The organism is Geobacter sp. FeAm09 (assembly GCF_008330225.1).
Taxonomy (GTDB): Bacteria; Desulfobacterota; Desulfuromonadia; order Geobacterales; family Pseudopelobacteraceae; genus Oryzomonas.
Map to the genome: position 1 here is coordinate 2,600,585 of NZ_CP042466.1, position 25,915 is coordinate 2,626,499.

The following is a 25,915-nucleotide window of genomic DNA, read 5'->3' on the forward strand; positions in this document are numbered from 1 at the left end:
AAACGGGAGGCGCTCCGTGTCAAACCACCATGAATTTTCAGGATGGCAGCGGCTGGCGGGTCGGTTCCTACCCGAGGCGTTCCGGCAATGGATAGCCGGGATTGATGGGGATATCGAAATGTATTCCCGTTGAAAACTCCATGATCTCCTCTACCCGAACCACGAACCTGGTCAGGGCGGGAGGCGCTTCCAGGGGCACGGGGCCTGCGTTTTCGCCCGGCAGGCGGGGGTCGTCGTGCGGCTTTACCACCCGGCCGATCAGTTGATAGCCATTCTTGGCCCCGGGTGCAGCCACAACAACCGCCACATGGGCATTGCGGGCAATGTTGTGCAGCGTTACCGGGCAGAACCAGTTTTCGAATACCAGGAGCGTCCCGTCGCTGACGGTCAGGTGCTTGCCGGCCGCCACATGGGGATGTCCCTTCGCATCCGCGGAAGCCACATAGACCAAGGGGGTGTTTTCAATGAACTGACGCATCGCTTCCGAAATCATGTCGCCTCCCCCCTCTTGCAGTCCCCACGCCAACGTCCCTACTCTCCCCAAATATTCGCAGGATGCGCGCCAACACACTCATAAAAAATAGCCCTTTAAAAACAACGTGTTACAACGCATAATTTTTCTCCGTAATCCGGCCGCTGCAATAAAAATTGCAGCGGTAACACGCTTGAGGTGGGGAGTAAATCCGCACGGGGCAATCTGCGGTCAGATACATCTTTGTTGCTCATGCAACAAAGATTGCTGGTTATGGGAGGTGAAAAGCGGCGCGAGACACATCGGGCAACGCCCTGCCCGGCCTGTGCAGTTGTCCTGTGGTAGGTATCCGGAGATAAAATGCCTGCCGATCCCGGGGAGCGGCAAGCTGGAGCTGAAGGGGACCGAGAGATGGCAAGTATTAGTGGAACCCCAACGTGCCCTCTCGACTCTTACCTCACAACTGCGTGGGGCATTTTGAAATAGAACCCACCGGGTGGCTCATTGATACCGGGCGCTTTCGCGCTCGAACTGGGCGCGGCTGTTGTAACCCTGTTCGCCGAAGGGTTGCAGTTGCTCCTGCCAGCGCAGCTTGGCGGCCAATAGCAGCCGTTCCGGCCGTTCTCCCGGCTGCGGCAGCGGCAGTTCTTCCAGCACGCTCACCTCGAAGGCAGCGGCGCCGTATTCGGCCAATTCCTTTTTCAGGCTCGGGCTGGAGGGGAAGGTGCCCATGCGCAGTTGAAACTCCCGGTTGGTCTTGGTGCCGCTCAGGTTGGCGCTGCCTTCGATGAACAGCTTGCCGTTGTTTTTGTTCCTGATCTGGTAGATCCCCATGGCCGGGCGGCTCTCCTTGTAGACCCGTTTCATCTCCGCCCGCCGCTGCCGCGTTGCGTCGCCCGCCTGCGGGGCATGGGGTAGCGACAGCGCCGTGGTCCCGGTGTCCTGCCCCTGCCTCCAGTAGCCCCCTTCGTCGCGCCGGATCAACCCCTCGTCCACCAGCAGACGGCGCACGGTGCAATAATCGTTGAACAACGGCTTGATCAACCCGGTCACCTCGCTTTCCGTATAGCGCCGCCCCGCCTTGAAGCGTAGCGCGAACTGTTCCAGCACGATCAGGCGTTTTTTGTGCTGGGCCGGTAGGCGCTCCAGTGTGCCGTGGGGGAAAAAGGTGGCAATCACCTTTATCCGGTGGGCGTCGAAGCGTTCGTCCTGCAACGCCTTGCCGGTGGCGCACGCCGCCACCAGTTCCTTCAGGGTGGTGCCCAATAGCGGCACGTTGGCCGTCACCACCACGTAATACTGCTCCTTGCGGCTGTCGATCAGCCCGGCCTGCTCCAGCTTTTTCAGGTGGAAAGACACCGTGGAGGGGGCTAGGGCATGGCGCTTGGCGATCTCCTCCGCGTACTGGGGCTGTTCCAGCAGCGAACTGACAATGGCCAGGCGAGATTCGTCGGCCAGGGCTTTCATGATGGCGAGGCTCTGTGTGACGTTCATGGGGGCCTTTCTATTTCGATAAATATAAAATTAAATATAGGAGTATGGACAGGGATTGTCAATCTGTTTTTATTGTTGTCGAATTGGACTTTGAGAAAGGGGGATGGTCAACTTTGAAAGCGAATGTAGCTACATAGCGCCAACCGTCTTCGGATATATGACGGGATTGTAGCTGAACCAGGCCGTATACCGTGTCAAAATTGCACAAACGCGGCTGAACGACGAGCTTCCACGCGCTGTTTTTCACGTAAAAACAGAAGGATAACGATCGCATACCTACGATGTTAATTTTTTTAACATTTTGAAATTACGTTGAATTTTACAGACGGGTCCTGTAGAAGAAAAAAGTATTCAATGATAGATCCGTTTCCATGAACATCACCGAGGAGGCCCCTATGTACGACGCCGTATCCCTCTTTTCCTGGCTTGCCCATCATTACTATTACCTTCTTGCCCTTGCCCTCCTGATCATCCTGCTCTGGAACTCCATCGTGGTGGTGGGGGGCAACGAGATCGCCCTCATCGAGCGTCGGTGGTTCGGCAGCAAGATGCCCCAAGGGCGGGTCGTGGCCCTGGGGAACGAGGTCGGCATCCAGGCGCGGACCCTGGGCCCCGGCCTGCACTTTTTGATCCCGTTCATCTACAAGGCGACCAAGAGCGTCTTCACCGAGATCATGGAGAACGAGATAGGCCTGATCGAATCGGTGGACGGTTCGGCCATCCCGTCCGGGCGAATCTTTGCCGCCGTGGCGACGGGCCACAACTCCTTTCAGGACGGCGAGGCCTTCATCAAGAACGGCGGCCAAAAAGGCCCCCAGATCGAGATACTTCCCCCGGGCAAGTACCGTATCAACCCCTACCTGTTCAAGCTGACCAAGGGGAGCGTCACCGAGATCAAGGACTTCGAGATCGGCATCGTGGAATCCGTGGACGGCGCTGCCATCCCGGAAGGGAAGATCTTTGCCCAGGCCGTGGACGGGCACTCGTCCTTCCAGAACGGCGAGGCGTTCATCGCCAACGGCGGCCAAAAAGGCCCCCAGATCGAGATCATCCCACCCGGCAGCTACCGCATCAACCCCTACCTGTTCAAGGTAACCAAAGGGGAAGCCACCAAGATCAGCGAAGGGGAGATCGGCTTGGTGGAATCCGCCGACGGCTTGGCCATCCCGGCCGGCCGCATCTTCGCCACTGTGGTGGCAGGCCACAACTCCTTCCAGTCCGGCCAGGACTTCATCAAAAGCGGCGGCCAGAAGGGACCCCAGACCGAAATTCTTCCCCCGGGCGTCTACCGTATCCATCCGAACCTGTTTAAGATCACCAAGGCCGCGGCCGTGGTCGTCGCCAAGGGTGAGGTGGGCATGGTCACGGCCCAGGACGGAGCCCCTATCCCCATGGGGCGGCTTTTGGCCCAGAGCGTGCCGGGGCACTCCAATTTCGAGAACGGCGAGACGTTCCTGAAGAACGGCGGCCAGAAGGGACCCCAGATCGACGTGCTGCTGCCGGGCACCTACCGCATCAACCTGAACCTGTTCCAGGTGCAGGTGGCCCCCGCCGTGGTGATCGAGGCCAACAAGGTCGGCTTGGTGACCGCCCTAGACGGCGTTCCCTTGCCGGAGCGGGAATACGTGGCCTCCCCCATCAGCGGCCACAACGATTACCAGGACGGTTCCGCCTTCCTGACCAAACAGGGACAGCGCGGCCCGCAGTTGGACGTGCTCCGGCCGGGCACCTATTACATCAACCCCTTCATGTTCAGCGTGGAGATCGACAACGTGGCCGTCATTGAGCGCGGCCAGGTGGGGGTGGTGGTGTCCAACGTGGGCGAGGACCCCACGGAGGAGATGAAGAAACGGCTCGGCGCCTCGCAGAACGACGCCACCGCGGAGGAGGGCAAGGAGAAATACGTCGTGCCCAAGGGCTTCCGGGGCATCCAGGAGGAGGTATCCGGACCGGGGCGCTACTACCTGAACCGCCGGGCCTTCATGGTATACGTGATCGACACCACCAACATTACCATCGACTGGGACGACCAGGAAGACACCCGCTTCGACCAGTTGACGGTCATCTCCAAGGACGGCTTCCCGATCCAGGTCTCGGTGAAGGTGGTCATCCGCGTACGTCCGGACCAAGCCCCCTATATGGTGGCCAAGGTCGGCTCCATCGACAATCTGATCCAACACGTGATCCACCCCATGATTGACTCGTCGTTCCGCAATCAGGCATCCACCGCCTCGGCTATGAATTTCCTCCAGAGCCGCTCGGAGGAGCAGGCCAAGGCGGAGATCCGCGCCCGGGCCGATCTGGAACGGTACCATGTGGAGTGTGTATCGGTGCTGATCTGCCAGATCCGCCTCCCCGAGGAGTTGATGCAAACCCAGACCAAGCGGATCATCGCCGAACAGCAGCAGGAGATGTACAAGATGGAACAGAAATCCCAGGCGGAGCGCACCGAGATGGAGAAGATGCGCGCCACCGCCGACCAGCAGCCGACCCTGGTGGCATCGGAGATTGCCGTGAAGGTGGCCACCCAGAAAAAGACCGAGATGATCACCCTGGCCGAAGGCACGGCAGAGGCCAAGGCCCTGGAGGGTGCCGGTGAGGGGAAACGGCTGAAGGCTATCGGCGATGGCGAGGCGTCCAAGATCGCAGCCATCGGTGAGGCCACGGCCCAGGCCTACAGCAAACAGCAAGAGGCTATCGGCGAAGAGGCCATCAAGCAGATCAGGATCGTGGAGCTGATCTCGGCCGCCATCGAAAACGGCAACATCAGAATCGTTCCGGATGTGCTGGTTACGGGAGGCAGCGCCGCGGACGGGCTGATGGGGATGCTGACGAAGCTGTTGCCGGGGGTGGATCTGCCGGCGCTGGTGAAGAAGAGCGCACCAACGGCGGCGGGCCGACCGTAACGGCCCGAAAGGCCGAACATTGCGAGGAACGGCTTCCTGCGGAGGCGAAGCGCCATGATCTGCCCCAAATGTACTCACGAACAGCCCGACGGCCAGGACCTGTGCGGCCGCTGCGGCGTGATCTTCGCCAAGGTCCGCCCGGCCCCGCAACGGCCGGAGGCCGAAAAAAACATATCGCCGAACGCCGCCGCTTCGGGGCTGGCCGCCCTGCTTTGGGAGTGCCTGTTTGCGGTCCCGGCCGAGGAAAATCGGCTGTTAGTGGCGGGGCGTTTCTGCCTCTGGCTGGTTCTTGCCGTCTGGGGCTTCCGCTTCATGACAACGCCGATAACGGGGGAGCATTTCAACCACTCGTTCATGCACTTGGTCAACCTCCCCTTCCATGAGGCGGGGCACCTCTTCTTCTCCCCCTTCGGCAGGTTCCTCCAGGTTCTGGGGGGCACCCTGGGGCAGTGGCTCATACCCCTGGTGGTGACGCTTGCCTTCCTTGTCAGGACGGACCGGTTTGCCGCCTCGGTCGGCCTCTGGTGGCTCGGCCAGAGTTTCATGGACATTGCGCCGTACATGGACGACGCCCGCGCCGGGCAGTTGATGCTCTTGGGCGGGGTCACCGGGAGCGAGGTGGCGGATTACCACGACTGGGAGATCATCCTGACCCGCCTGGGCTGGATGCAGTACGACCATCTCATCGCACGCATATCCTTCGGCTGCGGCCTGGTACTGATGCTTGCGGCGCTCCTGTGGGGCGGTTGGGTGCTGTACCGCCAGAAGGGGACGGGCATACCGGGGCGTTCATGACACAAACAGTTCTCGCCATAATCGTCGCTTACCTGCTGGGCTGCTTCACCACCGGCTACTACCTGGTACGGCTTTCGACCGGTCAGGACATCCGCGCCACGGCCAGCGGCAATCTGGGAAGCCGTAACGTGGGGCGCCTCTTGGGCACCAAGGGCTTTATCCTCACCTTTGTCGGGGATGCGGGCAAGGGAGTGCTGGCGGTCTGGCTGGCCCGCCACCTGAGCCCCGCACCATGGCTCCCCTGCGCCACCCTGCTGGCGGCGGTGGCCGGGCACATCTGGCCGCTGCAGCTCGGCCTGCGCGGCGGCAAGGGATTCGCCACCTTCGCCGGGGGAATGATCCTGCTCAAGCCGCTGGTGCTGCTTGCCGGCTTGGCCCTCTGTGGCGTGGCCTATCCGTTTCTGCGGGGCACCACCAAGACCGGCCTCGTGGCCCTGGCCTGTTCCCCTCTGTTTGTCGTAGCGGGACATCTGTACAGCGGCACCCCGCCCGTCTCGGTGGAAACGGCGCTCTACTGCCTGCTGGTGCTCGTGGTCCTCTACGCCCACCGTAACAACATCCGCAAGGAATTTTTCAACCGCGGCATACCCCGGGAGACATCGTAAGGCTACATGCCGACACTTTATGTACAAACAAAATACATATAATGAACATATCAGGCCAATGCATTACGGACCGCACCAAGTAAATACAATAATATCAGCATATTATCAACAGAACAGTATTGGCACACTCCCTGTAATACATTTGGTACGGCGCAAACAAAAACGCTACAGGGAGAACACCATGGAAACAGGTATCATCAAGCTGGCCTTCGCCACCATCCCTGCCGTTGCCTTGATCGGATCGGCCATATTCTTCAGCGCTCTCGCAAAACTTCCCACCCATCGCCACCTGTCATTCCACCGAATCCGCAGCTCGGCCCAGCGCGCCTTGGCCGCCGGTGCAATACTGCGCTGATTTCACGGTAAAAGACCTTTGAAAGGAGTTCCCATGTTTTGCTCACGAACACCATTTTTCATGGCAGCATTTCTCTTCTGCTCCGCTCTGGCCAGCGGCTGCGCAATCATGAACAAGGATAACCGTCTGGTGCTCAACTCCCTGGACGAGGCCATGCAGGGGAGCGCCATCATCGACAGCACGGCGGGCAAGATCGCCGCTGCGCCCGTTGCCTTGCCGGTCGGGATGGCTGCCGGCGTTATCGATATGGCGGTGGTGACGCCGGCCCGCGCCACGGTCCCGGCCGGTAAGGACACCGTGGAGTATCTCTGGGAAAATCCCCAGGGCTCTGATTTGCGGCAGGCGATGCTGTTCATCCCCAAGGTCGTGGCGACGCCGGTCCTCTTCATCAGCGACTGGGCTGTGAGATCGATCTTCACCACCAAATTCTGATGCGAAAGGAAGCAACCATGCGACGCACGCTTGTTGTCATAATGTTCCTGCATCTGCTCTGCGGCGGCGGTTGCGCGGTCTTTAACCGCGACAATACCCCGGCGCTCAACTTTGTCGAACAGCACTTGATCCCCAAGGAGAATCCCGGCCGCGCCCTCTCCTACCCGCTGGTCATCCCGGTCGGCCTGACGGCGGCGACCCTGGACATGTTCCTGTTTCACCCCCTGTCCGTGACGGCCGACGCCTGGCACGACACCAGCGACCTATTGTGGGACAATATGGACTGGGACCGTCACTATGTGACCACGTCAGCCTCGATCGTACCCCGCGTCGCTGCCGTACCCCTGGTCTTCACCGGCGATTTTCTGGCCCGAAGCAGTTTCGATATCTCCCACGGAAGGGGGGGCAGCAGTACGAGCAAGAGCAGTCCAGAACCTGAACGGGAAAGGAAACGGACCGAGGCGAAGAAGAACCTGGACATGGCACGGCAGGCCTTGGCACAACAGGATTTGGACACGGCCATTCGACTGGCCGACGAAGTGGTGGCAACGGGCCATTACCAATACGAAGCAGGCGTCATCAAGGACGTTGTGCTGCTGAAGCGCCACGCCCCTGACGCCCTTTTTGCCATGCCGTTCAACGGGCGGATGTTCGGCGATCCCCTCTTCGTGGAAACCTATGCAGACCTGTTGGCAAACGGCTCGCCGGCGGAACGGATGCAGCTTTTGGCGATATTCGACCGGTTTTATTTCGCTGTCGGCACGACTATCAGTATCCAGGGCAAAAACGGCACCCCCCTGTCTTTTCTGATGCCGGCGCTGGAAAAAAACCTGACCGACGAGGACCGGGCGATCCGCATGAAGACCATGCAGGCCCTGGGAAAATTCCAGCGGAGCGACAAAGGGGTGCGGGCGCTGCTGGAAGGCGTGGCCCGGGGAAGCGACCCGGTACTGGCGACAGCCGCCAAGTCGCTGTTGCGCTGAACAGACAGCTGAAGTCCCCGGACGCTACGGGGAGGGAGGAATATTTCGATGAAAATTGCCCACCACTGTGGTAATAAGGTGCAAAGGATTCCGGCATGAACACGGCTTACGGAAAAGCATCACTGTTCGTCTTCACCCTGGCGCTCGTCCTGTCGTGCCAGGGGTGCGTGGGGAGCCTGTTCTACCAGCCGGACCGCACCGTGTACGACACCCCTGACCGCCACGGCTTGGCGTACGAGCAGGTGACCTTCCAGAGCCGGGACGGCACCAGGCTGTCTGGCTGGTTTATCCCGGCCATGGGCACGCCCCGGGGAACCGTGATCCATTTCCATGGCAACGCCCAGAACATGACCGCCCATTTCGGCTTTGTCTCCTGGCTCCCGGCTCGGGGTTTCAACCTCTTCATCTTCGATTACCGGGGCTACGGCGCATCGGACGGGACCCCCGACCGGCGCGGCGTGTACGAAGATTCCCTGGTGGCCCTGGATTACCTCGCCACCCGGCCCGGCCTGGACCACAACCGGATTCTCGTCCTGGGGCAGAGCCTGGGGGGCGCCAACGCCATCGCGGCGGTGGCCAGCCGCCCCCATGGCAACATCCGCGCCGTGGCCGTCGACTCGGCCTTTGCCTCGTACCGGGGCATAGTCCGGGACAAGATAGCCGCCATACCGCTGTTGTCCCTCGTCCGTACGCCGCTTGCCCGCCTTCTCATCGGCGACGACGCAAGCCCCGATGGTGCGGTGGCCAATATCGCCCCGACGCCGCTCCTCATCATTCACGGCACCGGGGACCGGGTGGTCCCCTACTCCCACGGTCAGAGGCTCTTTGCAGTGGCCCGCGAGCCAAAGCAGTTCTGGAGCGTTGAGGGGGGTGAACACACCGACGCCTTCGCCGATCCGGGTTCCCCCTATCGCCAACGACTTGTGGCCTTTTTCAACGAGACACTGGACGGGCGCATCGTGGCCGGCAAGGCCAATGGCCGGGAAGCGCAAAGAGTACAATAGCACCTTACAAGGCAGGCGACAGATGATTTCCATGGCTTTCCGCTCCACCCTGGCACCTCTTGCCCTCGTTTACGTACTTGCAGGGACGGCGTTATCCGCCCCATCAGCGGACGACGCCAATCACACCACCCCGCCTCCCCTTCCCCTCTCCGCCCGTTTCTCGGAACGCATCTACAACCTACCCGGGCTCGCCAATGTGGGGCGGGTTGCGCCCGGGATCTTTCGCGGTGCCCAGCCGGCTCGGAATGGCTACGCCACCCTCAGGGCCATGGGGATCAAAACCGTCATCGACATGCGCACCGGCGAAAGCGAGCGGAAGTTTGTTGAGGGGGCCGGGATGCAGGCCATCGCCGTCCCCATCCAGATGACCCGCACGGGGCTGCAGGAAAAGGTGGATCGGGTGGTGGCCCTGATGACGGATCCGGCAAACCAGCCGGTCTACGTCCATTGCCGCCACGGCCAGGACCGCACCGGCATCGTGGTGGCCGCCTACCGCATGAAACAGCAGGGATGGTCCCTAACCGACGCGGAGACGGAGATGCAGGCCTTTGGCTTCAACGATATCTGGATCAATTTCAAGAAATTCATCCGCCAGTACGGGTCACAGATCGACAAGTAGTCATCTTCCCAAACAAGGGGCTTAGGAGGCAGCATGCAGGGCAGCATTATCAGGACCGTTCTCCTCGCCTTTCTTTTCTGCAACATCATCTCCCCGGCAGCGGCCGCCCCCCCCGACTCCGCTTTCCAGAAACGCATCGCCGGCGATACCCGCGCCCTGATCATCTTCCGCGACAACCTGCGGCGGGTAGCCGACTTTACCCGCTCCCGGCCGGATCTGTTCAGTCCGGACAAGGAACAGGGGAAGATGCTGCTGGCGCGCGAAGACAAACTGGCCATCTGGAATACCTGGAGCACGGTTCTGGACAGCCTGGCCGCCCTGGATGAAATCCGCCGCGAACAGGGCGCCTTCCACCTCTTTCAGGACAAGGAACGCCGCAATGCATCCTTCGCCCTCACCAACGCCGCTTTCCTGGCGGGCTACCGCTACGCCCTGGAATTGATCGCCCAGGCGGACAGGAATCCCGCCCTGGATACGGTCCTGAACGAAGCGGTGCCGGAACTGGGCATCCCGTCCGGCACCTTTGGCCGTTTCAAGTTCCGCTTCCTCAATGTGGCCGTTGCCACCGAATTCGCAGCCCTGCAGGTGATCGACACGAGCTACGCCAACGGCCCCAGGGAGTTGCGCGCCGCCATGGATGAGGACAGCAGGGCTATTTGGGAGATGGGCAAGGGCAAGGGGCATGCCCTGACGCTCAAAAACGCCTTGGCGGTGGTGCGCACTGCCGGTTTCACGGCATGGTTTCCCCTTCAGAAAGGGGTCTCGGAGTGGATGGGGGATACCAAGGTGTTGCGCAAGGGAAGCCACCTGATCTCGGCCAGGCAGATTGAGGCCGTGGGCAAGCGTCTTCAGCCAGGCGACATCATCTTCGAGCGCCACGAGTGGTTTCTTTCCAACCTGGGACTACCCGGCTTCTGGACCCACGTGGCACTGTACATCGGCACGCCGGAAGAGCGGCGGCGCCTGTTCAACGATGCCGGGGTCAAGGCATGGGTGACAACCCTGGGCATCGCCAACGGCGATTTCGAGACACTCCTGCGCCAGCGCTACCCCACCGCCTACGGCAAGAGCCTGATCCCCCGTGAAGACAGCCATCCGACCCGCATTCTGGAGGCGATCTCGGAGGGGGTATCCTTTACCTCGCTGGAGTATACCGGTTCGGCCGACTCCATCGGCGTGATCCGCCCCCGGCTCTCCAAACGGGACAAGGCCCAGGCCATCCTGCGGGCCTTCCATTACAGCGGACGCCCCTACGACTTCAACTTCGACTTCGAGACCGACGCCGCCCTGGTCTGTTCGGAATTGATCTTCAAGGCCTATGAGCCGGGAGGCGGCATGAAGGGGCTGCGCTTCCCGGTGACCGAGGTGGTGGGGCGCAAGGTCAGCACCCCCAACAACATGGTGCGCCAGTTCGACGAGCAACTGGGCACCGCTGGAGCCCAGGCCGATTTCGTGCTGTTCCTTGACGGTTTCGAGAAGGAAAAACGGGCGGTGGAGTCAACCGCCGAGCAGTTCCGCGCCAGTTGGCAGCGCCCCAACTGGCATATCCTGATCCAGGACACGCCGGTGGAAGCCGGGAAGAAATAGCACCTGTTCCGAAAGGACACCCTATGACAGGCGACACCGGAAAACGGCAAAAAATCGCCATCCTGAGCGTCTCGGCCGGCGCCGGCCACGTGCGGGCCGCCCAGGCGCTCCAGGCCGCGGCGGAGACGTGGTATCCCGGCCTGGAAACGGTCCACGTGGACCTGATGGCGCTGGTGCCCAAGCTGTTCAAGACCATCTACGCCGATACCTACCTCAAGGTGGTGGAACATCACCCGGCCTTTTGGGGCTATCTCTACGACAAGACCGACCGGGACAAGGTGGATTCGGCCTTAAGCCGCCTGAGGAGCGCCATCGAGCGGCTCAATACCCGGAAACTGAAACGGGTGCTGGCCGAGATCGCCCCGGACCATGTGGTCTGCACCCACTTCCTGCCGGCCCAACTGCTGGCGCGTCAGATCCGCAAGGGAGAATTCAAGCGGCCGACCTGGGTGCAAGTCACCGACTTCGACGTGCATGCCCTGTGGATTCACGAGGGGTTAAGCGGCTACTTCGCCGCCCACGACGAGGTGGCTTGGCGCATGGTCGAGCGGGGTATCCCGGCGGCCGGCGTGCGGGTGACCGGCATCCCGATCATGCCGGCCTTCGGTCAAAAGCTGGACCGCGCCGTCTGTGCCGCCGAGTTGGGACTCGATCCCGGCCGAAAAACGCTCCTGATGATGTCCGGCGGTGCCGGGGTGGGGAGCATCCAACTCCTGGCCGAGCGGCTGCTCAAGCTGGAGGGTGACTTCCAGATCGTGGCCCTGGCGGGCAGAAACGAACGGCTGCTGGCCGACCTCCGGGCAATGGCCCGGCACCATCCGGGGCGGCTCTTCCCCCTGGGGTTCACCGGGGTGATCGAGCGGGTCATGGCGGCCAGCGACCTGGCCATCACCAAGCCGGGCGGCCTGACCACCTCGGAATGCCTGGCCGTGGGGCTGCCCATGATCGTGGTGTCGCCGATCCCGGGCCAGGAGGAGCGCAATGCCGATTTCCTGCTGGAAAACGGCGCGGCCATGAAGGCGTGCGACGCCGGCGCCCTGGCCTGGCGGGTGAATACGCTGCTGCAGGAGCCGGAGCGCCTGGCGCGTATGGGTGAGAGGGCCCGGGGGCTGGGGCGGCCGGATGCGGCCCGGCAGGTACTGGAGATCGTGCAGGGAATCCGTTAGCCCCCCTGTAACGGGGCGATACCACACCGAAGGTGAAAGCGCATATGAAAAGAGGTTCGTGGGCCCGTTCCGGGCACCTGCTGTTTCTCCTCACCTGGGTAACGCTCCTGGGGCTGTTCTTCGCCATGACCGAGATCCAGATCGAGGGGGCCAACGGCTGGGCCGCCTCCCTGCCTACCTGGCGCGTCGAGAACCATTGGCTGCTGGACCTCTTCTGGGGCGGCCGGGCCATGACCGGCTACCACGCGTGGGTCTTTTCCTTCATGTGCCTGGCATTCCACCTTCCCCACGCCATCGTGGGCCGGATAACCTGGCGCCAGGAGGCCCGCTGCCTCGGCTCGCTGATGTTCTTCTGGATCATCGAGGACTTCCTCTGGTTCGTCATGAACCCGGCCTACGGCATCGCCCGCTTCAGTCCCCACTTCATTCCCTGGCACAAGCACTGGGCCGTGGGCATGCCCACGGATTACCTGCTCTTCACCGCGGTCGGGGTCCTGCTCCTCATGGTTTCCTTTTCAGACGGGCGTTCAGGCGAGCGGATACGACCGTAAGCCGTATCATAGCGCCCCACTCTCTCGCCCCTTTTCATCGCCTGCGTCTTGAAATTTTCTCCATAACTTGGGAAAATGAATCAGGAAGGAGGTACTCGGTATGATACGCAAGGCACTGCTGCTCATGGGAGCACTGCTCCTGCTGGGAGGGTTCACCTCGCTCCCGGACCGGCTTAAGGAGCAACTGAAAACGTCGCCGCAGCATTATGCCCAGTTCGATGTGAATATGGGCTGGGAGGTAAAGGTGGAGAATGGCACCACCACCATCAGCGGCGTTATCCAGAATATCCGTTACGCATCGATGGATGACGTCGAGATTTGGGTATCATCGGTTGACGCCACCGGCAAGGTCGTCAGCCGCGCGGTAGCTTACGTGATTCCAAGACGCCTGGAGAGGGACGACCTCAGCCCGTTCAGCGTCACCCTGCCGATTATGGCGGCGCCGGGCACCAAACTAATTTTCACTTACAAATACAATGGATTCGACGGCGGAGGCCCTGATGATGGAGGGGTCAACTGGATGCAATCGTTCGAGTCGCTCGTCTCTCCCCACGTCTGAAGGGGGAAACGGATATGCAGGGCGAGCCCACCCCGAAACGGTGGGCTTTTCCGTACCCGGTCGCGGTACGCGGGAGTGCCGGGTGAAAGCGGATAATTTGACCTGCGTCATGCACAAGGGGAATGTCTGACGGTATGCTGCCCCCGGATAACAAACCAAACGATTCGGGAGGAGCAGACCATGTGTGATTGCGGATCAACCGGGGCACCGGGAGCGGGGCCATTTGCCACCGGCAGGGAACTCGTGGAATTCGTGCTTGCCGCCCATGGCGGTGCCGTAGCGGCGTCGCCCGTGCCGAATGGCGGACTGGCGGCCACGTGCCAGGGGTGCGGCGCATCCTTCTTGCTGGCGACCTTTGTCCAGGCCTGTCCGGAGTGTGGCGGCGTGCATGCCGTCTCGCCACCCCGCGCCGCAGACCCGGCGGCTATCCAGTTTGCCGGGACGAACTTCGTCCTGCCGGCCGGGGCGTGACCTCTCGGCGGCCACGGGGAAAAGGAACACACCATGGTTACCACGAGTGAAATCGCCGTTACAGCAACCATCTGGGCACTGACCGCCGCCGGCGGCTTCTTCGGGATACGCGCCGCGCTGCGCAGGAGACGCGAGCAACGTTCCGGCATGGTTGCCGGCAAGACGATGCGCCAAAGGGCTTGCAAACGCTAGAGCCAATGCTTGGGGTAAGAGCGGTGATATACCACATTATTGGTTATGATCGCCGTTACCAGGAGTATGAGGGCCCCCGCCAGCACCGGCAGCAGGATGAAACTCGGACCGGCCGCTCCCTGTACGCCGATGAGGGCGGTGGCTCCGCCGGGAGGATGGGTGGTATGGGTCATGTTCATCGCGAAAATGGCCAGCCCTACCCCGATGGCCATGGTAACCGGCGAGGAGCCGAGGAGGGCCACCACGACCACCGCCACCGTGGCTGAGACGAGGTGCCCGCCGATCAGGTTGCGCGGCTGCGCCAGGGGCGACTCCGTGGCGCCGAACAAAAGAACCGCCGAAGCGCCGAACGAGCCGATCAACAAGGGGTGGCCGACCATGGCGGTTACCTCGCAAATGGCAAGGATACCCAAAGTGGCGCTGATAAAGCTCCAGACGGCGTAACGCAGCGACATGGGGGGACGCGGCCCCCGAACCGGGGCCTTGCAGTTGCGGGGCAGCCTGGCAAGCCTTTTGTGGATCGCAAGATGCCTGTGCACGAGGAGCGAAATACGTTTTTTCATTCGGACACCCCCAGTAATGGCCGCTATACGGCCCGCCCCCGCGATCGTGGTCTCCCGCGAGGGATGATACAGGATGCGGCGTTCAGGATAGCGACAATCACCAGCATGGCCTTGACCCAGATCAAAAGAGGCACAATGATTCGAAAACGACAGAGGGGCACGGCCTGACACTACTGCAGATACCGTTTTTTCCGCTTCCCCGTCGGGACGCCCTGGCGGGGCGGGGCAACGCCGGGCGCTTCCGGTGCGTTTTTTCCAATCGACACAACCTGTTTTATTAATAATACCAATTGGACAGCAACGGCGAATTACGCTAGGTTAGCAGCCATGGGCATATAGCTTAGCTGGTAGAGCAGCCGACTCTTAATCGGCAGGTCGTTGGTTCGATCCCAACTATGCCCACCATTTTCCTCCCCCCATTCCCTCCCGACGCAACAAAAGCGCCGCCAGCCGTCGTGGTCAAATTGCAGCCCCGTCAGTAACCAGACCGTTTTCCATGGCATAGATCCGGTCCCCCCATGTCCGCGCCCATGACCTCAACTCTTCGGGCTGCATTGGTACCGATTGCCCCCCATGGGACCTGGCCTCGTCAACAACCTGATTGGCCAGCCTGCGGTAAAAATAGGACTGGTTTGAGAGAGGCGAGGCTTCGATGACGGTCTTGCCGTACAGCTCGCACTGCCTGACCATGAGAGAACGGGGGATGCGCGCCATGGTGCGGGTGCGGGTCTGTACGGCGAAATCGGCGATAAAGGATTCCTCGAACGAACTGGTGACACTGTTGGGGATCAGCCCCCCCATCGGGACCGGCACATGCGATTCGCCGTAACGGTCCAGCACCCTCAAGATGGCGTTGGCTGCGTGCAACGACATGAAGTCGGCCGTCGTCACCACGAACACCCGTCCGATCCCGATCTGCTGGATCGGGGTGTAGAAGCTGGAACAGGCGCTGTCGCCGGAGATGTCATAGAGCACGAAGTCAGGCGCGATGGCACCAAACAGGTCGATCCTCTTCAACTCTTCAAGGGCGCGGGCTATTTCCGCCGACCCGCACCTGCCGGAGCCGAACGGATCTCCCAATTCGACGCAGGTAACCCCCTTGAACCCCTTGTGGGCAACGGCGTCAACGGAGATCTCGCCCCGCTTCCCCAGAAGGTCGAACACCGTGGGGATGGGATCGCCGTTGTTGAGGAGACTGCACGAGTCGCCTTTCGGATCACATCCCACCTGCAGGACGCTGAAACCGGCCTCTGCCAGGGCGGCGCTGAGGTTGGAGGCCAGGGTGGATTTGCCCACCCCTCCTTTGCCGTATAATGCGATGTGTTCTGTCATGGATTGCCTCCCGTTGCGGGGCTCAGAATGCCTGAAAAGTGAAAGGCCGGGGCCGCCCCGGGGAAGGGACATGAACCCCGGCCTCCGGTTTATCCGGTCGGCGCGGCAAAGGTGGTGCCGTCTTCAGCGGTAAGCAATCCCCGGTACGGATGCGGGCTCAGATCCCGCCGCCGTCCACGTAGCCCACCTTGTTGAGACGGATCTTCTCGCTCTTGTCCACCTGAATCACCCGGCCGTCCTGCACCACAAGCGTCACCGTACCGAAACGGATCGCAGACAGCGCCTCGCGCACCACCAGTTCCAGGTCACGGGTCCATGGCTCGGTCGGGGCGGCCATCAGATCCCCTCGAACAGCGGCGTGGACAGGTAGCGCTCCGCTGCGTCCGGCAGGATCGCCACGATGGTCTTGCCCGCAAATTCGTCCAGCTTGGCCAACCGGACCGCAGCAGCAGCGGCGGCGCCGCTGGAAATACCCACCAGGAGACCCTCTTCCCGGGAAAGGCGCTTGGCGAATTCGATGGCCTCGTTGCTCTCCACCGGTTCCACCCGATCGATCACGCTCAGGTCAAGGGTGTCGGGGATGAAACCGGCGCCGATCCCCTGGATCTTGTGGGGGGCCGGCTTCAATTCCTGGCCGGCCAGCTTCTGGGTGATCACCGGGCTCTCCTTGGGCTCCACCGCCACCGAGACGATCTTCTTGCCCCGGGTGTTCTTGATGTACCGGGAAATCCCGGTGATGGTGCCGCCGGTGCCCACGCCAGCCACCACCACGTCCACCGCCCCGTCCGTGTCGTTCCAGATCTCCGGCCCGGTGGTCTTCTCGTGGATCTCGGGGTTGGCCGGGTTCTTGAACTGCTGGGGGATGAAGTACTTCTTCGGGTCGGAGGCGGCGATCTCCTCGGCCTTGGCGATGGCTCCCTTCATCCCTTCGGCACCAGGGGTGAGGATCAGGTTGGCGCCCAGGGCGGCCAGCACCCGGCGCCGCTCGATGCTCATGGTCTCCGGCATGGTCAGGGTCAGCTTGTAGCCGCGGGCCGCAGCCACGTAGGCCAGGGCGATGCCGGTGTTGCCGCTGGTCGGCTCGATGATCTCCACGCCGGGCTTGAGCACCCCGCGCTTCTCCGCATCCCAGATCAGGTTGGCCCCGATGCGGCATTTGACCGAGTAGGCCGGGTTGCGACCCTCGACCTTCACCAGGACCGTGGCCTTGGCACCCTCTGTAACGTGGTTCAGTTTGATCAGCGGTGTGTTGCCGATGGATTGGGAGTTGTCTGCGTAGATGCTGCTCATGGGTAGTCTCCTTTCAGGTGTTTGCTGCCTATAGAAATACTAGATTAAAAGGGCAAAAAAATTCAGATGCTGAAGTCCAGCACGTTCGCCAGCTTGCTCCGCTCGGTTTCGCTCCGTTCAAGCATATCAGCCAGGGTCAGGCTGTCCAGCACCCGAATCAAAGCCTTGTTGACATCCACCATCACCAGCCGGATGCCGCAGGTCGCCTCGTCGTCGCATTCGTCGCACTTGGCGTAGTTGGTCTCGCTGAGGCACTGCACCGGCGCCAGGTCCCCCTCCAGGATCCGCACCACACTCCCCAGGGTGATCCTGGCGGGCGGGGAGGCCAGGTAGTAGCCGCCCCCCTTGCCGATCCGGCTCTGGAGGATGCCCCCTTTGCGCAGCGACAGGAGGATGAACTCCAGGAACTTCTTGGGGATGTTCCCCGCCTTGGCCAACTCGGAGATCAGCACCGGCTGCGAACTGGGCTGCCCGGCCAGGTGATAGAGCGCCTTGAGCGCGTATTTGGTCTTTTTCGATATCATGTCTAGTTGAACTATAGATAATATAAGTCTATTCTGACGTCAAGCATTATTTTACCTTTATACCCCATGGACGGGAAAAGTCACGCGAATCTCTGCTATCCCGAACGGCAATGCCCGGCACCGCCCGGCCTGCCGGGCAGGATAGCGGTGTATTTCCGTGAGCTATAGTCATAAATGCCAAACAGGCCCCTTTCCCGAAAAAACGGAAAAGGGGCCTGTGCGTGTCGGTCCAGCTCAAGGGGTGCGGCGTTGTGCCACAGCACCTGATTCCGCCGAGGCAGCCGGCAGTCTCAGGTGAAGTTCCAGATCATCATCTCAAGAATATCCTTGAAGCTCTTGCCGATCTCCCCGACGACCGTCGGTTCGAAACCGCAGTGCATCATGCACTGGGCGCAGCGGGGGTCTTTGCCCACGCCGTATTTGTTCCAATCGGTCTTTTCCATCATCTCCCTGAAGGTCGGATAATGGGCATCGGTAATCAGGTAGCAGGGGGCCTTCCAGCCGCGCGGGTTGCGGGTGGGGTTGCCCCAGGGGGTGCACTCCAGCTTCTTTTCACCCTTGAGGAAGCGCAGGTACATGGGGGTTGAGAAGAAGCGATGCTTCTTGCTCATCTCATAGACCTCGGCGAATTTCTTTTCGATCTCGCGCCGCTCCAGGAACAGCTTCTCCCCCACCGCCTCGTAGCCGAAACCGGGCGCCACCAGCAGACCGTCCACACCGATTTCCTCCAGGTGGGTGAAGAGCATCTCGATCTCCAGCAGGTTGGTTTCCTTGAAGATGGTCGTGTTGGTGCAGACCCGGAATCCCAGTTGCTTGGCCTTCTTGATCCCTTCCATGGCGATCTTGAAGGCACCCTTGCGCTCCAGGATGCGGTCGTGGGTCTCCTCCAGGCCATCCATGTGCACGTTGAGGGTAAAATTGGGATGGGGCTTCATGTTGTCCAGCGCCTTTTCCAACAGGATGCCGTTGGTGCAGAGGTAGATGTGCTTGCCCCGGTCGAGCACGCCGCGGATCAGGTCGTAGACATGGGGGTAGAGGAACGGCTCGCCGCCGGTAATGGTGACGACCGGCGCCGGGCATTCGTCCACCGACTTCAAACAGTCCTCCAGGCTCATCATCTCCTGGATGGTGTCGGCGTATTCCCGGATACGGCCGCAGCCGGAACAGGCCAGGTTGCAGAGATGGGTCGGCTCAAGCATGAGGACGAGGGGGTATTTTTCCACCTTGTTGAGCTTGTTGCTGACGATATACTTGGTCAGGTCGTAGTTGAGGCGCATCGGAAAACGCATTGGTAACATCCTTTCGATTGTGTTCGACTGCAATTTGCCACAGAGCCGCAGGGGCACAGAGGACAACCGGAGAAAATCGCCTGCAAGGGATTGTTCAAGTATATCAACATAAGAATCATGCAGATTTTTATGTTTCCCCCACTTTTTTGATGTTGAAGTTCTCCGTGTCTCTGTGGCTCCGCGGCAAGATATTTTTTAAGACTTCACAAAACCTTCCACGGCGGCGGCGATCCCTTCGGCGTCGATCCCCAGATCCTTGCGCAGTTGGGCCTGGCTGCCATGCTCGACGTAGCGATCCGGGATGCCGAGCCGCTTGATCTTCACATCGTGCCGGTTGTTGTCGAAGAGCAACTCCAGCACGGCGCTCCCGAAGCCGCCCTGCAGGGCGTTCTCCTCAACGGTGACGACGCGGCCGGTTTGCCCGGCCACGGACAGGATCAGATCCCCGTCCAGCGGTTTGACGAAGCGGGCGTTGATCACGCCGGCGGAGATGCCCCGCTCCTTCAGGGTTTCGGCGGCCTCCAGGGCCGGATAGACCGTGGAGCCGATGGCGACGATGCATACGTCGCTCCCCTCCACCAGCAGTTCCCCCTTGCCGATCTCCAGGCTTTTCAGCTCGCTCTCCATCGCCACGCCGTAACCTGCCCCGCGCGGATAGCGCAGGGCCATGGGGACGCCGGAGTAGACGGCGGTCTTGAGCATATGGCGCAACTCGTTCTCGTCCTTGGGGGCCATGAGCGTCATGCCGGGCAGATGGCGCAGATAGGAGAGGTCAAAGACGCCGTGGTGGGTCGGGCCGTCATCGCCCACCAAACCGGCGCGGTCCATGGCGATGGTCACCGGCAGGTTCTGCAGACAGATGTCGTGGAAAACCTGATCGTAGGCGCGTTGCACGAAGGTGGAATAGATGGCGGCCACCGGACGGAACCCGTCGGCGGCAAGACCGGCGGCAAAGGCCAAGCCGTGCTGTTCGGCAATCCCCACGTCGAAAAACCGCTGGGGAAACCGCTCGGCGAAACGGTTGAGACCGGTCCCGTCCGGCATGGCCGCGGTGATGGCCACGATCTTGGGGTCCTGTTCGGCCAACTGCACGATGGTCTCACCGAAGACGTCGGTGTACGACTTGCTGCCCGCCTTGGGGGCGCCTTTGCCGGTGGCCACGTCAAAAACGCCTACGCCGTGGTACTTGGAGGGCGTTTCCTCAGCCGGTTTGTACCCTTTCCCCTTGGTGGTCATGACGTGCACCAGCAGGGGGCCGTCCAGTTGATTGATATTATTGAAGACTTCGACCAGTTGCGGCAAGTCGTGACCGTCCAGGGGCCCCAGATAGTCGAATCCCAGGGCTTCGAACAGCGAGCCGGGGGTGAGGAAGCCCTTCAGGGAGTTCTCCGCCCGCCGGGCAAAGTGGAGGATATCCGTACCGATGGCCGGGATATTCCGCAGCAGCCCCTGCATCTCCTTCTTCAGGTCGCGGAAGTAGCGGCCGGTCATCTTGCGGGAGATGAACGACGAAAAGGCCCCCACGTTCTTGGAAATCGACATCTCGTTGTCGTTCAGAACCACTACGAGGTTCTTCTTGAGGTGCCCGGCCTGGTTGAGCGCCTCGAAAGCCATGCCGCCGGTCAGGGAGCCGTCCCCGATAACGGCGATGGCGTGATTCTTGGTCCCTTCCAGTTCACCGGCCACCGCCATGCCGAGGCCGGCGGAGATGGAGGTGGACGAGTGCCCCACGCCAAAGGCGTCATGTTCGGATTCGCACCGTTTGGGAAACCCGGACAGCCCCTTGTACTGGCGCTGGGTGGAGAAACGTTCCCGCCGGCCGGTGAGGATCTTGTGGGTATAGGCCTGGTGCCCCACGTCCCAGATGATCTTGTCCTGGGGGGAATCGAAACAGTAATGCAGGGCAATGGTCAACTCCACCGCCCCCAGATTCGAACCCAGGTGGCCACCGGTGGTGGAGACCGTTTCCAGGAGAAAACGGCGCACCTCTTCGGCCAGGGCCGGCAACTGTTCGGGCTTGAGTTTTTTCAGGTCAGCCGGAGAGTCTATCTTGTCGAGATATTGGTACATGATCGTTTCTCCATCGAAAAATCACTGTGCTTATCCAGTTTGTTGAAAACTCAGGTTGTTCAAAAATAGTCAGATCGCCGCCCCCGCAGAATACCCCGAGGAGGCGTAGCAGGCCTACTCCGCCGAAGCAGCTTTGGCTGCGAAGGCCGGGCGCTACGCCGCACGAAAGGGTATTCGAGGATGGCGGCGAGATGGCTGTTTTTGAACAACCTCTCTATGCGTACCCGTTGCCCCTGAACCACGCTACGGCACGTTGCAGCGCATCATTTACCGGGGTCTGGGGCAACCCCAGTTCCCGTACCGCCTTGGTCGAATCGAAAAACATGAACTTTGCCGCCATCCGCACCCCTGCCAGAGGTATCAGCGGCTCTCTGCCGGTAATGCGGGCAATGGCTTCGTTGACGCAGGCCGCCAGCAGGATCGGCGTGTAGGGGAGCCGCACCCGGGGCGCCGCCAGGCCGGTGATCTCCTCCAGCAGGCCAAAGATGTCGCGCAGGGTCAGGTTGGCATTGCCCAGGATGTATTTTTCTCCCACACGCCCTTTCTGTTCCGCCAGGATATGACCCCGGGCGCAATCCTCGACGGCGATGATGTTGAGCCCCGTATCCAGGTAGGCCGGCATCTTGCGGTTGAGAAAATCGACGATGATCTTGCCGGTGGGGGTCGGCTTGATATCCAGGGGTCCGACCGGTGTTGACGGATTGACGATCACCAGGTCAAGGCCGCGGCCGACGAACCGTTCCGCCTCCCGTTCCGCCAGGAATTTGCTCTTTTTGTAATGCCCCACCATGTCGGCCAGGGCCACCGGCGTATCCTCGGTGCCCGGCGTCCCGTCGCCGGGGTTGCCGAGGGTTCCCACGCTGCTGGTATAGACCACCCGGGCCAGGCCGTTTTCCAGGGCAGCCTCCAGGACGGCCTTCGTCCCTTCCACATTGACGCGGTACATCTGCTGCGGGTCGCGGGTCCAGAGACGGTAGTCGGCGGCGGCGTGGTAGAGCACGTCGCACCCCTTGAGCCCCTGCCGCAGGCTGTCCTGGTCCCGCAGGTCCCCCTGCCACAACTCTAGATCCAGTCCCGCCAGGTTGGAGGTATCCGACCCGGCCCTCACCAGGGCGCGCACCTCACGGCCGTCTTTCAGCAACTCCCTGGCAATGCTTGCCCCGATGAAACCGGTCGCGCCGGTGATAAATGTCTTCATAGCCGCTCATTATCCGCTGATGCCGTGTCAAAACAGCCGGTTACGGCAGGTCAGGGCCGTACCTTCATAAATGGGGAAAGCCCCGGAATATGGCAAACTCGGGGCTTCCCAGCGCAACGAAATGTAATTGCCGCCAGTACGGCGCTACTTTTTGTCTCCACCTTCCGCGATCAGGCGGCGGTACTTGCCCAGCGCCGTCAGCGGGAAACAATTGCGGTAGATATGGTACTTGATCATGAAAAACTTGGGAAAACCGGTGCCGGTGAAGGCATCCTCGTCCCAGGTTCCATCCTGTTTCTGGGTGTTCAGCAGGTAGTCGATGCCGCGGGCCACGGTCTTGGACTGCACCTCGCCGGCCGCCATGAGCGCCAGCAGCGCCCACCCCGTCTGGGACGGGGTACTCGGTCCGCTGCCCATCAGCGAGCGGTCGAAGTAGGATTCGCAGACCTCCCCCCAGCCACCATCCATGTTCTGCTTGGATTTGAACCAGTTGACCGCCTTTTTGACGTAGGGCAGGGACATATCCTCGCCGATGGCCTGCAATCCGCACAGCACCGACCAGGTGCCGTAGATGTAGTTGACCCCCCAGCGGCCCCACCACGGGCCCTCCGGTTCCTGCTCCTTCTGCAGGAATTCGAGGGCGTGCTCGGCCGCCGGATGGTTTTTGGAATAATTGAAGTTGCCCATCAGCTCCAGCATGCGTCCGGTCAGGTCGGCCGTCGGCGGATCGATCAGGGCCTCCAGGTCGGCAAAGGGCAGCTTGTTCAGCAGGTACTTGGTGTTGTCCTTGTCGAAGGCCCCCCAGCCGCCGTTCTGGCTCTGCATCCCCATGCACCAGGAGATGCCGCGTTTGATGGCCTGCTCCTTGTGTTTGCGATCCCGAACCTTGATGTCCTTGATGGCCAGCATGACGAAACCGGAGTCATCCACATCGGGGTACCAGTCGTTGAGGAACTCGAAAGCCCACCCGCCCGGCTCCAGTTCCGGGGCCTTGATCTGCCAGTCCCCCTTGCGCCGCACCTCCAGGTCCAAAAGCCATTGGGCCGCCTTGACCAGCGCGGGGTGATCGGCGGGGACCCCGGCCTCCTGCATGGCCACCAGTGCCAGGGCGGTGTCCCATACCGGCGATATGCACGATTGCAGCACCAGGCCGTCTTCATCCTCGATACAGAAATTTGCCAGGGCCTCCAGCCCCTTGACCACGGCGGGATGGTCGTTGGCATAGCCCAGGCAGTGCAGGGCCAGGATCGAGTTGAGCATGGCCGGCTGAATGCCGCCCCAGTCGCCGGTCGGCTCCTGGTGATCGAGAATCCACTGCTCGGCGACGGAGGTGGCCTTCTTCTTGAACGGACGGATGGGGCTCGACTCGTACACCTTGAGCAGATGGTCCACGCCGATGAAGAAGTTTTTCCAGGTAAGGATGCCGTCTTCCTTGCTGAAGGTATAGTCGGTCGGCCGCGGCGGACGGACGTAGAGCTCCTGCACCCGCGCCCAGGGGGGAAGCTTGCGCACCGGGCGCTCCGCCATCACCACCGAAAGCGGGATAATGGTCCCCCGGGCCCAACTGGAGAGCTCATAGACGTTGAAATAGGCCCAGTTGGGCAGAAGCATCAGCTCAATCGGCATGGACGGGACGCCGAGCCAGGAGAACTCGCCGAACAGGGCCAGGAATATCTTGGTAAAAACCCGCGACTTGATGATGCCGCCGTTGGCCAGGATAAATTCCCGCGCCTTGCGCATGGCCGGATGGTCCGCCGGGTACCCTGCCAGCTTGAGGGCGAAATACGCCTCGATGGTGGTGGAGAGGTCGCCGGGGCCGGTGTGCCAGATGGCCCAATACCCCCCTCGGTCTGCTTGCTGAGGATGTAGCGCGCCATCTTCCGCTCGCGCACCTTGTCCACCATCCCCAGGAAGTGGAACAGCATAACGTATTCCGACGTTATGGTGACGTTGGACTCCAGCTCCGCCCACCAGTAGCCGTCCGGCAACTGCTCACGGAAAAAGAAATCACGGGTCCGCTCGATGGCCTTTTCAAGGGGACTTTTTGCATCACCCACCATCTTCTTCCAGATGGAAGGGGGGAGGTGGTGTACCTTGGCAGCCGGTTTTTTGGGGGGATCGAGAGCTGGTGCAGCCGTTTCCGAATTGAATGAGGTCAGCGCCGTCGAAATCGGATATTTATTTGAATTCATTCACAAAGCTCCTGGTGATCGCAGTAGGGCAATGCCGAGGGCATTTGTCAGAGTTAAATTGTGCTTTAATATCACATAAACCGAAAGATGTATATTCTTTTTCATATTACCGATACACGGCTGTGACACCCGCACCGGCATCCCGGCGGGAATACCGGCCCCAGATTGAGGTTTGCCAGCATCGGGGTGGTTATGTTATACACGATACGTCAGCCATGAATTCGGCAAAAACGAAGGAGATTATGCATGTTGTCGGGAAAACAGAAACGTCACCTGCGCGCCCTCGGGCACAGCCTCAAACCGGTCATCCATATCGGCAAGAAAGAGATCGAAGACGCCTTGGTCGCGGAGGCCAACGCCGCTTTGGACGCCCATGAGCTGATCAAGGTCAAACTGCTGGAAAGTTGCCTTCTGGACAAGAACGAGGCCGCCGAGACCCTGGCCGGGTCATGCCATGCCGACATCGCCCAGGTATTGGGCAGGACGTTCCTGCTCTACCGCCCGGCGACGCCGCCGGTCATCGTCCTGCCGAGCGCGGAAAAACCTGCCAAGGCCAAAAAGGCATGAACGTGCGCGCCGCCTTTTTCGACCTGGACGGCACCCTGGTGGATTCCCTGGAGGACCTGACCGATGCCGTCAACCATATGCTGGCCGGTTTCGGGCGCCCTTCCCTGGCGGTTTCCTCCGTACGCCGCCTGGTGGGCAAAGGAGCCCGGAACTTGGTCCGGCGGGCGCTCGACACCGACTCCCCGGACGATATCACGCGGGCGCTCGAACTGTTCGTCGCCTACAACAAGGGCCATATCGCGGACAAAAGCGCCCTCTATCCCGGTGTTCGGGAGACGCTGCACCAACTGGCCGAAAGCGGCATCCGCATGGCGGTCATCTCCAACAAGAACGAGACCCTCTGCCGTCTGGTCATGGAGGCGCTCGGCATCGCCCGGCAGTTCGAGATCATCTGCGGCGGCGACACCTTTGCCGAGATGAAACCCTCCCCCCTCCCCCTGGTACGGGTGGCGGAACACCTCGGCATTGCCGCCCACGAAGCGGTCATGATCGGGGACAGCATCAACGACGTGCAGGCCGGCCGCCTGGCCGGCGTCGCCACCATCGGCTGCGCCTGGGGCTACGGCGGGCCGGAGGAACTGACGGAGGCCGACCACCGCGCCACGTCCTTCATGGATGTGGCAACCATCCTCTTGAACGGGACATGAGCGGGCTGTCGAAAAACTGAGGTTGTTCAAAAATAGTCAGATCGCCGCACCC

26 protein-coding genes, 1 tRNA gene and 1 pseudogene are annotated in these 25,915 nt (G+C 61.3%); 17 read left to right on the plus strand and 11 right to left on the minus strand.

Annotated elements, in window-relative coordinates; genetic code table 11:
- Positions 1–67: 67 nt before the first annotated feature.
- Entirely contained in the window at positions 68–493 is a 426-nt protein-coding gene (locus FO488_RS12085; RefSeq protein ID WP_149210791.1) for a pyridoxamine 5'-phosphate oxidase family protein, read from the minus strand.
- Between the two features lie 480 nt (positions 494–973).
- Entirely contained in the window at positions 974–1,966 is a 993-nt protein-coding gene (locus tag FO488_RS12090; protein ID WP_149210792.1) for a metalloregulator ArsR/SmtB family transcription factor, read from the minus strand.
- A gap of 395 nt (positions 1,967–2,361) precedes the next feature.
- Here FO488_RS12090 and FO488_RS12095 point away from each other — a divergent pair, with 395 nt between their 5' ends.
- The 14 genes from FO488_RS12095 (at position 2,362) to FO488_RS19470 (ending at position 14,191) form a co-directional block, all read left to right on the plus strand.
- Positions 2,362–4,872 (plus strand): SPFH domain-containing protein, encoded by a 2,511-nt coding sequence (locus FO488_RS12095; protein WP_149212176.1) that lies wholly within the window; start codon positions 2,362–2,364, stop codon positions 4,870–4,872.
- A 54-nt stretch (positions 4,873–4,926) separates the two neighbouring features.
- Complete coding sequence (locus tag FO488_RS12100; RefSeq protein ID WP_149210793.1) at positions 4,927–5,667, plus strand: zinc ribbon domain-containing protein; 741 nt, start codon at positions 4,927–4,929, stop codon at positions 5,665–5,667.
- The gene (locus FO488_RS12105; protein ID WP_149210794.1) at positions 5,664–6,272 is read left to right on the plus strand and encodes a glycerol-3-phosphate acyltransferase; all 609 of its coding nucleotides are present in this window, start codon (positions 5,664–5,666) and stop codon (positions 6,270–6,272) included. The genes FO488_RS12100 and FO488_RS12105 overlap by 4 nt, the downstream gene beginning before the upstream one ends.
- Before the next feature lie 181 nt (positions 6,273–6,453).
- Entirely contained in the window at positions 6,454–6,627 is a 174-nt protein-coding gene (locus tag FO488_RS19465) for a hypothetical protein (RefSeq protein WP_168206013.1), read from the plus strand.
- A 60-nt stretch (positions 6,628–6,687) separates the two neighbouring features.
- Positions 6,688–7,059 (plus strand): hypothetical protein, encoded by a 372-nt coding sequence (locus FO488_RS12110; protein WP_149210795.1) that lies wholly within the window; start codon positions 6,688–6,690, stop codon positions 7,057–7,059.
- A 17-nt stretch (positions 7,060–7,076) separates the two neighbouring features.
- Positions 7,077–8,042 (plus strand): hypothetical protein, encoded by a 966-nt coding sequence (locus FO488_RS12115; protein ID WP_149210796.1) that lies wholly within the window; start codon positions 7,077–7,079, stop codon positions 8,040–8,042.
- 95 nt (positions 8,043–8,137) lie between these two features.
- Positions 8,138–9,046, plus strand: coding sequence for an alpha/beta hydrolase (locus FO488_RS12120; protein WP_149210797.1), 909 nt, complete (start codon positions 8,138–8,140; stop codon positions 9,044–9,046).
- A gap of 22 nt (positions 9,047–9,068) precedes the next feature.
- On the plus strand, positions 9,069–9,665 hold the full coding sequence (locus tag FO488_RS12125; RefSeq protein ID WP_149210798.1) for a dual specificity protein phosphatase family protein: 597 nt from the start codon (positions 9,069–9,071) through the stop codon (positions 9,663–9,665).
- A gap of 33 nt (positions 9,666–9,698) precedes the next feature.
- Positions 9,699–11,252, plus strand: a complete 1,554-nt coding sequence (locus FO488_RS12130; protein ID WP_149210799.1) for a YiiX/YebB-like N1pC/P60 family cysteine hydrolase — start codon at positions 9,699–9,701, stop codon at positions 11,250–11,252.
- A 23-nt stretch (positions 11,253–11,275) separates the two neighbouring features.
- The gene (locus FO488_RS12135) at positions 11,276–12,418 is read left to right on the plus strand and encodes a glycosyltransferase (protein WP_149210800.1); all 1,143 of its coding nucleotides are present in this window, start codon (positions 11,276–11,278) and stop codon (positions 12,416–12,418) included.
- Between the two features lie 44 nt (positions 12,419–12,462).
- A complete protein-coding gene (locus FO488_RS12140) occupies positions 12,463–12,969 on the plus strand; it encodes a hypothetical protein (protein ID WP_149210801.1) in 507 nt (168 codons plus the stop codon).
- 100 nt (positions 12,970–13,069) lie between these two features.
- Entirely contained in the window at positions 13,070–13,528 is a 459-nt protein-coding gene (locus tag FO488_RS12145) for an FxLYD domain-containing protein (protein WP_240731892.1), read from the plus strand.
- A 180-nt stretch (positions 13,529–13,708) separates the two neighbouring features.
- The gene (locus tag FO488_RS12150; RefSeq protein WP_149210802.1) at positions 13,709–13,999 is read left to right on the plus strand and encodes a hypothetical protein; all 291 of its coding nucleotides are present in this window, start codon (positions 13,709–13,711) and stop codon (positions 13,997–13,999) included.
- Between the two features lie 33 nt (positions 14,000–14,032).
- Entirely contained in the window at positions 14,033–14,191 is a 159-nt protein-coding gene (locus FO488_RS19470) for a hypothetical protein (RefSeq protein WP_168206014.1), read from the plus strand.
- On the opposite strand, the gene FO488_RS12155 is transcribed toward FO488_RS19470, so the two are convergent.
- On the minus strand, positions 14,188–14,754 hold the full coding sequence (locus FO488_RS12155) for an HPP family protein (protein ID WP_149210803.1): 567 nt from the start codon (positions 14,752–14,754) through the stop codon (positions 14,188–14,190). The genes FO488_RS19470 and FO488_RS12155 overlap by 4 nt on opposite strands.
- Before the next feature lie 329 nt (positions 14,755–15,083).
- Here FO488_RS12155 and FO488_RS12160 point away from each other — a divergent pair.
- Positions 15,084–15,159: transfer RNA gene (locus FO488_RS12160), tRNA-Lys, on the plus strand.
- A gap of 54 nt (positions 15,160–15,213) precedes the next feature.
- On the opposite strand, the gene FO488_RS12165 is transcribed toward FO488_RS12160, so the two are convergent.
- The 8 genes and pseudogenes from FO488_RS12165 to shc all read right to left on the minus strand — a co-directional run bounded on the left by FO488_RS12165 (position 15,214) and on the right by shc (position 24,649).
- A complete protein-coding gene (locus tag FO488_RS12165) occupies positions 15,214–16,086 on the minus strand; it encodes a P-loop NTPase (RefSeq protein ID WP_168206015.1) in 873 nt (290 codons plus the stop codon).
- A 157-nt stretch (positions 16,087–16,243) separates the two neighbouring features.
- On the minus strand, positions 16,244–16,423 hold the full coding sequence (locus FO488_RS12170) for a YezD family protein (protein ID WP_149209970.1): 180 nt from the start codon (positions 16,421–16,423) through the stop codon (positions 16,244–16,246).
- Positions 16,423–17,376, minus strand: a complete 954-nt coding sequence (gene cysK, locus FO488_RS12175; protein WP_149209971.1) for a cysteine synthase A — start codon at positions 17,374–17,376, stop codon at positions 16,423–16,425. Before cysK ends, FO488_RS12170 begins: the two co-directional genes overlap by 1 nt.
- 62 nt (positions 17,377–17,438) lie before the next feature.
- Positions 17,439–17,900: an Rrf2 family transcriptional regulator gene (locus FO488_RS12180; RefSeq protein ID WP_149209972.1), complete on the minus strand. Its 462-nt coding sequence runs from the start codon at positions 17,898–17,900 to the stop codon at positions 17,439–17,441.
- A gap of 290 nt (positions 17,901–18,190) precedes the next feature.
- A complete protein-coding gene (gene hpnH / locus FO488_RS12185; protein ID WP_149210805.1) occupies positions 18,191–19,189 on the minus strand; it encodes an adenosyl-hopene transferase HpnH in 999 nt (332 codons plus the stop codon).
- A 195-nt stretch (positions 19,190–19,384) separates the two neighbouring features.
- Positions 19,385–21,259, minus strand: coding sequence for a 1-deoxy-D-xylulose-5-phosphate synthase (gene dxs, locus FO488_RS12190; RefSeq protein WP_149210806.1), 1,875 nt, complete (start codon positions 21,257–21,259; stop codon positions 19,385–19,387).
- 214 nt (positions 21,260–21,473) lie between these two features.
- Positions 21,474–22,457, minus strand: a complete 984-nt coding sequence (gene hpnA / locus FO488_RS12195; protein ID WP_149210807.1) for a hopanoid-associated sugar epimerase — start codon at positions 22,455–22,457, stop codon at positions 21,474–21,476.
- Between the two features lie 144 nt (positions 22,458–22,601).
- A pseudogene (gene shc / locus FO488_RS12200) lies at positions 22,602–24,649 on the minus strand (squalene--hopene cyclase).
- Between the two features lie 246 nt (positions 24,650–24,895).
- On the opposite strand from shc, the gene yhbY reads away from it, so the two are divergent.
- On the plus strand, positions 24,896–25,216 hold the full coding sequence (yhbY, locus tag FO488_RS12205) for a ribosome assembly RNA-binding protein YhbY (RefSeq protein WP_149210808.1): 321 nt from the start codon (positions 24,896–24,898) through the stop codon (positions 25,214–25,216).
- A complete protein-coding gene (locus tag FO488_RS12210; protein ID WP_149210809.1) occupies positions 25,213–25,863 on the plus strand; it encodes an HAD family hydrolase in 651 nt (216 codons plus the stop codon). The genes yhbY and FO488_RS12210 overlap by 4 nt, the downstream gene beginning before the upstream one ends.
- Positions 25,864–25,915: the final 52 nt, after the last annotated feature.

Excerpts from the sequence above, each read along its gene's own strand:
- FO488_RS12110 (WP_149210795.1), top strand. The coding sequence starts at position 6,688 with ATGGCAGCATTTCTCTTCTGCTCCGCTCTGGCCAGCGGCTGCGCAATC.
- FO488_RS19465 (WP_168206013.1), top strand. The coding sequence starts at position 6,454 with ATGGAAACAGGTATCATCAAGCTGGCCTTCGCCACCATCCCTGCCGTT.
- FO488_RS19470 (WP_168206014.1), top strand. The coding sequence starts at position 14,033 with ATGGTTACCACGAGTGAAATCGCCGTTACAGCAACCATCTGGGCACTG.
- FO488_RS12095 (WP_149212176.1), top strand. The coding sequence starts at position 2,362 with ATGTACGACGCCGTATCCCTCTTTTCCTGGCTTGCCCATCATTACTAT.
- dxs (WP_149210806.1), bottom strand. The coding sequence starts at position 21,259 with ATGTACCAATATCTCGACAAGATAGACTCTCCGGCTGACCTGAAAAAA.
- FO488_RS12210 (WP_149210809.1), top strand. The coding sequence starts at position 25,213 with ATGAACGTGCGCGCCGCCTTTTTCGACCTGGACGGCACCCTGGTGGAT.
- FO488_RS12115 (WP_149210796.1), top strand. The coding sequence starts at position 7,077 with ATGCGACGCACGCTTGTTGTCATAATGTTCCTGCATCTGCTCTGCGGC.
- FO488_RS12100 (WP_149210793.1), top strand. The coding sequence starts at position 4,927 with ATGATCTGCCCCAAATGTACTCACGAACAGCCCGACGGCCAGGACCTG.
- FO488_RS12130 (WP_149210799.1), top strand. The coding sequence starts at position 9,699 with ATGCAGGGCAGCATTATCAGGACCGTTCTCCTCGCCTTTCTTTTCTGC.
- FO488_RS12150 (WP_149210802.1), top strand. The coding sequence starts at position 13,709 with ATGTGTGATTGCGGATCAACCGGGGCACCGGGAGCGGGGCCATTTGCC.
- FO488_RS12090 (WP_149210792.1), bottom strand. The coding sequence starts at position 1,966 with ATGAACGTCACACAGAGCCTCGCCATCATGAAAGCCCTGGCCGACGAA.
- FO488_RS12155 (WP_149210803.1), bottom strand. The coding sequence starts at position 14,754 with ATGAAAAAACGTATTTCGCTCCTCGTGCACAGGCATCTTGCGATCCAC.
- FO488_RS12125 (WP_149210798.1), top strand. The coding sequence starts at position 9,069 with ATGATTTCCATGGCTTTCCGCTCCACCCTGGCACCTCTTGCCCTCGTT.
- hpnH (WP_149210805.1), bottom strand. The coding sequence starts at position 19,189 with ATGCGTTTTCCGATGCGCCTCAACTACGACCTGACCAAGTATATCGTC.
- FO488_RS12145 (WP_240731892.1), top strand. The coding sequence starts at position 13,070 with ATGATACGCAAGGCACTGCTGCTCATGGGAGCACTGCTCCTGCTGGGA.
- FO488_RS12120 (WP_149210797.1), top strand. The coding sequence starts at position 8,138 with ATGAACACGGCTTACGGAAAAGCATCACTGTTCGTCTTCACCCTGGCG.
- FO488_RS12170 (WP_149209970.1), bottom strand. The coding sequence starts at position 16,423 with ATGGCCGCCCCGACCGAGCCATGGACCCGTGACCTGGAACTGGTGGTG.
- hpnA (WP_149210807.1), bottom strand. The coding sequence starts at position 22,457 with ATGAAGACATTTATCACCGGCGCGACCGGTTTCATCGGGGCAAGCATT.
- FO488_RS12180 (WP_149209972.1), bottom strand. The coding sequence starts at position 17,900 with ATGATATCGAAAAAGACCAAATACGCGCTCAAGGCGCTCTATCACCTG.
- cysK (WP_149209971.1), bottom strand. The coding sequence starts at position 17,376 with ATGAGCAGCATCTACGCAGACAACTCCCAATCCATCGGCAACACACCG.
- FO488_RS12085 (WP_149210791.1), bottom strand. The coding sequence starts at position 493 with ATGATTTCGGAAGCGATGCGTCAGTTCATTGAAAACACCCCCTTGGTC.
- yhbY (WP_149210808.1), top strand. The coding sequence starts at position 24,896 with ATGTTGTCGGGAAAACAGAAACGTCACCTGCGCGCCCTCGGGCACAGC.
- FO488_RS12105 (WP_149210794.1), top strand. The coding sequence starts at position 5,664 with ATGACACAAACAGTTCTCGCCATAATCGTCGCTTACCTGCTGGGCTGC.
- FO488_RS12140 (WP_149210801.1), top strand. The coding sequence starts at position 12,463 with ATGAAAAGAGGTTCGTGGGCCCGTTCCGGGCACCTGCTGTTTCTCCTC.
- FO488_RS12165 (WP_168206015.1), bottom strand. The coding sequence starts at position 16,086 with ATGACAGAACACATCGCATTATACGGCAAAGGAGGGGTGGGCAAATCC.
- FO488_RS12135 (WP_149210800.1), top strand. The coding sequence starts at position 11,276 with ATGACAGGCGACACCGGAAAACGGCAAAAAATCGCCATCCTGAGCGTC.